A 6,479-nucleotide genomic window follows, 5' to 3' on the forward strand; every position below is an offset into this window, starting at 1 on the left:
GACGGGAGTGCTCGCTATGGCTGCACAACTGGGGCGCCGCCCCGTCGCGCCGCTTCCCTTGCCTGCCGGAAGCCGGCGCGAATCAGAATCGTCTCGATCTCCGGGGCATCGCTGGGACGCGGTGCTGGCGCGGATGGTGGAAAAGGGCCTCGGGCTCGAGGCCATCTCCACCGTCCTCGGGCTGTCGTCGGGCCAGGTGCTCGATCGGGCCGTCGCGCTTTCCTTGCCCACGCCAAGTGCCGCGCCAATGCGGCGCCGCTCGCACCCCAGAGCCTGGGCCATCGCGGACATGCGGCTCATGGTCGAATGCTGGCTGGACCGCTGGGACGCGGGCAGCATAGCCACCCTCTTCGAGCGCAGTAGGGGGAGCATCTACGCGCTGAAGCGGCGCCTGAACCTTCCGGGGCGGGCGCGCAGCGACATCAAGCGGCCCGCCGCGGAGAAGCTCCACCGGCGGCAGCGGATGCGAGACGCAGCGCGCGGCGTGCCACCGGCCGAAGGGCCGCCGAGAACGACGGAAAGACCCGCCTCTCCCAGCCTGGCGCTCCCGTTGGGACCAAGCATCGCGCCGGCGATCGTGCTGGTGACTTCGCCGCCGCCGCCGCTCGTGGCGCTGCAACGCGCCCTGATCGGGGAGCCTCTCCAGCTCGCGCCTTCACCGCTTGCCCCCGCAACGGAGGGCGGTGTCACGACGGGTCTCGTTCAGCAAGCGGACGGCAGCATCCTGCGCGTGGAGAAGAGGGCGGGGCGGGATGAAACGCTTTGGACGCTGCTTCTGGATCTGAATCTCTCCTATCGCGTCTTTGCAGGGCAGCACTACAAGGCGATCGCGTCCGATCTCGGGCTCTCCGCAGCCGCCGTGCGCACACGCAGCACGCGGCTGGGTCTCCCGAAGGTCCCGCGCGACGAGCTGGTGCACCGCTTCGATCCGTGCCGGGTGATCGAGCGCATCCGCAGTTCGGGCTACGTCCTGAAGCGATGCGGCTTCCTCACAGGATTCTATTTCTGGAGTGCGCGCGACGAGGACCGTCGCCGCAGCCCCTGCGCACGCAAGAGCCGCAGCTTCAAGAGGGCTCAAGTCGCGCCGGACGCCGCCTACGCACTCTAAGATCCGCACCTTCGTCGGCACTGTTCGCGCCGGTCCATCGCAGCCTGCGCGCAGAGCTGGCAGGTGAGGGTGAGCAGCGATGCAAAACGAGAAGGCGGCCATCTCCAGGAGGCTCAGCGATCCCGACTTTCAGGGCCGCCTGGTGCAAAGGCTCCTCGGCCTCTGCATCGCCATGTCGATCGTCACCGTCACGTCGGTGGCCTATTCCCTATGGTTGCAGAGCAGGCCGATCCAGACGCGCTACTTCTTTGTCGACGGCCGCACTCCGCCGCGCCCGGCCGTCGCGCTGTCCAGCCCTATTGTCGATGACACGCAGCTGCGCGAGTGGACCGTGCGCTCGGTGTTGGCAGTCTACAACGTCAACTACCACGACTATGCCGAGCAGCTGAACACCGCCGGCCGACGCTTCACCCAGAACGGGTGGAACAGCTTCGCCACCAGCTATATCCAATCGGGCAACTTCGACGCGATGAAGCGTACGCGCATGCTCTGCAGCGCCGAGAGCCAGCGCGCCGCGGTGATCCGCGATACCACGGTCGTCAACGGGCGCCTCGCTTACACCGTGCAGTTTCCGATCCTGCAGACCTGCGAGAACACGCAGCAGTCGAGCCCGAACAATCTGATGATCACCGCGACGGTGATCCGCACCGACGACGTCGACAAGCCGGACGGCCTCGCCATCGACCAGCTCGTCGCGACCCGCCGCTAACCCAGGAGCTGATCCCGTGCATTCCCGCCACCTTGCCCTTGCCTTCGCCGCAGGCGTCGTGCTGCCTGGCCTTGCCCTCGCGCAGGCGCCGGGTCCGGCCGCGCCGCCGGCACAGACCCCGGAGGCGCGTGGCGCCGCCCGGGACCGGATCCTGCAGGATGCGATTCCGCTGACTCCGGAGATGATCCGCGAGCTCGCGCGCCGATGGGGCGAGGTCGAACGGGCGCGCGAGGAGGGCGGGACGGCTGTCGCCTCACCAGTGAGCCGCCCTCTGAATGTGACCTTCGCACCCGGCCAGGCCACCGGCATCGTCCAGACGGTGCGCGGGTACCCGACGGCGCTCTCGTTCTTCGACAGCACCGGGCAGCCGTGGCCGATCGCCTGGGATTCCAACAGCAACGCCGCGAATGTCTCGGCCGGCGGCGCGGGCGGTGGCGCCGGCAATTGCTCGACGGCGCCGAATGCGAGCGGCCCGTCCGCGGCCGCGGTGACGTCCGGCTTTCATGTCTGCGTGCCCGTGCAGGGCTCCAACACGATTCAGATCACCCCGATGTCAGTGACCCCGCGCGGCGGTCTGCTGGTCAACCTGCAAGGCGCGCCGAAGCCGATCTCGTTTCTGCTCGTCGCCGGGGGCGAGCGCTACGACGCCAATGTCAGCGTGAACGTGGCTTATCGCGGCCCCAACGCGCGCGTGCAGATCGACACGCGCCCCGGCGCGCCGGTGACGGGTGCCCCCTATCTCACGGCGATGCTCTCGGGCATCGCGCCGGCAGATGCGGTGCCGCTCTCCATCACCGGCGTCTCGCCGGATGACGTGCGCGCCTGGAGGCTCGGCAACCACATCTATCTCCGCACCCGACACACGCTGATGTCGCCGCCCTGGGACGCATCGCAATACGGGGAGGCCGGGGTGACGGTCTATGCGATCCCGCCGACGCCGGTCGTCCTCCTCTCCGTCAACAACCGCACGGTCTCGGCCGAGCTGAGGGAGGGGCGCTGATGTCCGCTTCGGTTGCGAGGCGCCGCTTCGCCAATCCCTTCAACCGCGTGACCTCCGCGGGCCCCATGCGGTTCGTGATCATAGGAGGAAGCATCATGGTGGTTGCGGCGATCGTCGTCGGGGTCAGCCTCATCACGACCCAGCCGCCGCTGCAGTCGAGCGCAGCGCGTCCGGTCAATCTCAATCCGCTGCCGGGCGGCACCAACAGCACACCGCTGCAGGATCGCGTTGCCCTGGCGGAGGACCGGCGTCAGGCGGAGCGGGCAGAGCGCGATGGGCGCTCCTTCACGCCGCCGATCGCGGCCAGCCTGCCGGTGCAGCCCGTCGATCTGGCCCAGCAGCCGCCGCCTCCGCCCGCGGTGGCGGCGCCGAGGCCGCAGCCCGCGCCGGCGCGCCTGGCTGTCGAGACGGCTCCGGCTCCGCCGCGGGTGACCCTCGCGCAGCAGGTCGCACAGCCCGCGCCACAGGCCCGGCCAGCAACCGTGGCGCCTCCTGCGGATGATCCGGCTTTGCGGAATGCGGTGCAGGGGCTCCTGGCGGGCTGGGGCGGCCGGCCGCCGCAGACGACGGTGACGCTGCCCGCTGCAGCCGCGGGCGCCGCCGAGGGACGCCCTTCCGGCCGCCCAGCAGAGCCATCCACGATGGCGCGGCGGCTGGCGAGCGACGAGGTGCCGGCCTCAGGCGCTCCGGCGTCGGCAGCGGCAGCCGGCGGGCGCGCACCGCAGGGTCAGGTCCTGGTGCCCGCCGGGCGCGGTGTCTACGCACATACGATCACCGCGACGAACTCCGAGGCGGGTGGGCCGGTGGTGCTGCAGGCCGACACCGGTCCGATTGCGGGCGCCCGGATGATGGGGACCTTCACGCGTGCCGGGATGACCGACCGCCTGGTCGTACGCATCACGACGGTCAACCACGGCGGGCAGCCGATTTCGGTCGATGGCCTCGTCGTCGCACCGGACACGATGGAGACGTCGGTTGCGACCAGCGTGGACCAGCGCTTCGCGGAGCGGATCCTGCTGCCGGCAGCCGCGGCGTTTGTCGAAGGGCTGGGGCAGGCGATCGCCCGGAGCAACTCGACGGCCTTCGTCAGCCCGTTCGGCGGCGGCACCGTCACCTCGAGGCTCAACACCGAGGAGCAGCTCGGGGTCGCCGCCGGCGCAGCGGGTGCCCGCCTCGGGCAGATCCTGGAGCAGTCGACGCCGCAGCGTGCGACGGTGCTTCTGGCGCGCGGCGCGTCAGTCGGTGTGCTCTTCCTCTCGAACGTCGCGCTGCCAGACCGCTAGATGCTGAGGCAGCGAACATACTCGTTCCGCGCGATACGGCGGGCTTCCATCGGACCCGTAAGCTGAACCTTACGCATTGGACCTTGAAGCTGGTGTGCTGCGGTTCCGGTCCCGCTTCCGGCCTGGAGGCCGCTGAGTGGAAGCTGAAGTGCGCCTAACGGCTCTCGATGGAGAACTATGTGAGATGCGGAAATGGCTTCACGGCGAATCGCGCGTCGTGGAACCTCTTTCGGAAGCGATAGCTGATGCTGTCGGCGAAATGCCCGCTTTTGAGCCCTTTCGGCCGCGGCGGCAGGAATCTTCCGTCAGGTTTATCCGCTAGCTCCGCCACATTCCTCGGCGGTCACCCTTCCGCACGCGAGTTGCGGCATGCGCGCCTTCACCGTCCAGGGCGCCGTCGTTCGGGTGGTTGCGACATCGAGATCAAAGGTGGTCGAGGAAGATCGGCGCCTGCTATCACTATCCCAGGATGCGCGAGGCGTGGCGCAATCACCGGGAGAAGAGCAGTGGCGCTGCAACACATCCACCTTAACGCGGCCCTGACACCAAAGCCGCGCGGCAAATTCGCTTCGGTCGACTCCGGGATGGTGGGCATCTCCACCTTCGGCTTGACGCCATTCTGGTCGACTGGATTTTCAGGCTGCGTCGGGCTGGTGATGTGTGGAACTGGAAGCTGGGGTGCGCTGGTGCACCTGAACCAGTCGATCCAGAGCGGCAACAAGGACTTGGCATTGGCGCTGGACGTGTCGGCGCGCTTCCTCTGCAGCAAAATGAATATCGACCGCGTGACAGACGTGCTGATCTTCTATGGCGATCCTGGCAGCAACCTCGGCCAAAGCCAGAACCTGAACGCCCACGAGATCAAGCGTCTGCTGCGTTGTGAGCGCGTGATCGATCTGCGCCGCACCAATGAGCACGCCACATACGGCTCTGACTTCGTCTACGTGCCAGCCAGGCAGACCGTCTACACGGACGCAAGCGGCCTGGCGCTGGTGGCGGCCGGCTTCGACGAGGATGACGAACTGGTCCCCAAGCCCAACAACGCCGACTTCCCTTACAAGAGCGACGGAGAGAAGGCCAAGCTCACGCCTGGGCTGGGCCACAAGGGCTGGTTCCAGGTGCCCTGAAGGCGCGACGGAGCCGCGCTTCGTTCCTCCTCCCGACCTTGGCTATCGGCCCGCACGCACCGTGGGGAGCTCGGGGCCCGCCGCGCTTGGTCTTCGCTGCGCCGAGGCCTGCTGGGTTCAACCGATCTCAGTCGTGGGTAACGTCACCTTCCCATACTCGTCCTCGATGTTGACGGTGAGTTCCCACAGCCTGTCAGGCGATAGGCGCCTGTTTGGTCAAAGGGCAAGATCTCGGCGCGCATATTCCCAACACAAACGCTGTTTCTCCAAGACGACAACCTCTTGGTGGCCGCAAGAGCGCGCAGAGAAATCAGGTGAAATTGTCGCCCGATATTTGCTTTAACACCGCTGCTGGGGTGCATCTGGTGATGCGGCGGCGGGTATCATTCGTCCTAATTTTGACCACTCGCGACCGCAAGGGGCGCACCATTCGCGCCGGTCGCGGTGATCCTGCTGGTGACCAGCAACCCATCGGGATCACCGTCCATGGACGCCACTGTCGCCCCCGACACCCTTCGCGCAGGGACGCCGCTGTCGCGCTGTCCTGACATTTCCCTGCCCACCGAAGATGAGCTCACCGGCCCGGAGCCCGCGCAGTCGGAGGAATTCCTGCGGCTGCGCCCCGCGCGCCGCAGCCGGCGTGGCGGGCTTCTTGCCGCCGGCGCCGTCATCGGCACCATCGCTGGCGGCCTTGCCTTCGCGCTGTCGCCCTACAACACGATCTACCCGATCAGCCTCAGCGACGTCAGCGCGACCGCGCGCCGGGCCGTTGAATCGACCGGGCTGATCGCGCCGGCGGCGCGGATGGCGGAGGCGCCTGCGCCGCTGCCGGCGCCGTCGCCGGTCCGCCTGAGCCTGCCGCCGGCGGATCCCGCGGCGCAGCGGGATGAGCTCATGGGCTTGCACCCCAGCGCACCGCGGGTCACGGGCGGGGATCGCAGAGCTGAAGAGCAGGGGCCACGACCAGGCGCGGCTCCCACAGCCGGCGCAGGGCCTTCAGCGCCTGGTGCCAGGCTGGCGCCCGGCCCGGCACCGCAAGGCGAGCGTCCGGCAGCAGGGCGGCAACCGGCCGAACAGGTGACGGAGCTGCCGGCGGCGCGCCCGGAAGCTCCGGTCGTGCTGGCGCCGAACGCCATGGCGCCCGCGGCGCCAGTGCCTCCGCCCGCGGCGGTGGCACCTCCTCCACCCACGCCCGCCGCCGAGCGCTCAGCCCACCCGCCCGTCGCCCCCGGGGCCCAGGAGGCAGGTCCCG

General features: G+C 68.8%; 5 protein-coding genes and 1 pseudogene. All 6 read left to right on the forward strand.

The genetic code is table 11. The annotated features are described in order from the left end of the window. Positions 1–16 precede the first annotated feature (16 nt). Complete coding sequence (locus GXW71_RS30190; protein ID WP_211856458.1) at positions 17–1,108, forward strand: hypothetical protein; 1,092 nt, start codon at positions 17–19, stop codon at positions 1,106–1,108. A 79-nt stretch (positions 1,109–1,187) separates the two neighbouring features. Beyond that, entirely contained in the window at positions 1,188–1,817 is a 630-nt protein-coding gene (locus GXW71_RS30195) for a DotI/IcmL/TraM family protein (RefSeq protein WP_211856473.1), read from the forward strand. 16 nt (positions 1,818–1,833) lie between these two features. Next, complete coding sequence (locus GXW71_RS30200; RefSeq protein WP_367617399.1) at positions 1,834–2,817, forward strand: DotH/IcmK family type IV secretion protein; 984 nt, start codon at positions 1,834–1,836, stop codon at positions 2,815–2,817. Further along, the gene (locus GXW71_RS30205; protein WP_211856481.1) at positions 2,817–4,100 is read left to right on the forward strand and encodes a DotG/IcmE/VirB10 family protein; all 1,284 of its coding nucleotides are present in this window, start codon (positions 2,817–2,819) and stop codon (positions 4,098–4,100) included. The genes GXW71_RS30200 and GXW71_RS30205 overlap by 1 nt, the downstream gene beginning before the upstream one ends. Positions 4,101–4,606: 506 nt before the next feature. Next, positions 4,607–5,227: a hypothetical protein gene (locus tag GXW71_RS30210; protein ID WP_211856483.1), complete on the forward strand. Its 621-nt coding sequence runs from the start codon at positions 4,607–4,609 to the stop codon at positions 5,225–5,227. A gap of 486 nt (positions 5,228–5,713) precedes the next feature. Then, positions 5,714–6,479 (forward strand): annotated as a pseudogene (locus GXW71_RS30215) (hypothetical protein); the annotation flags it as partial.

Origin of the sequence: Plastoroseomonas hellenica (assembly GCF_018129085.1) — a bacterium.
Classification (GTDB): domain Bacteria; phylum Pseudomonadota; class Alphaproteobacteria; order Acetobacterales; family Acetobacteraceae; genus Plastoroseomonas; species Plastoroseomonas hellenica.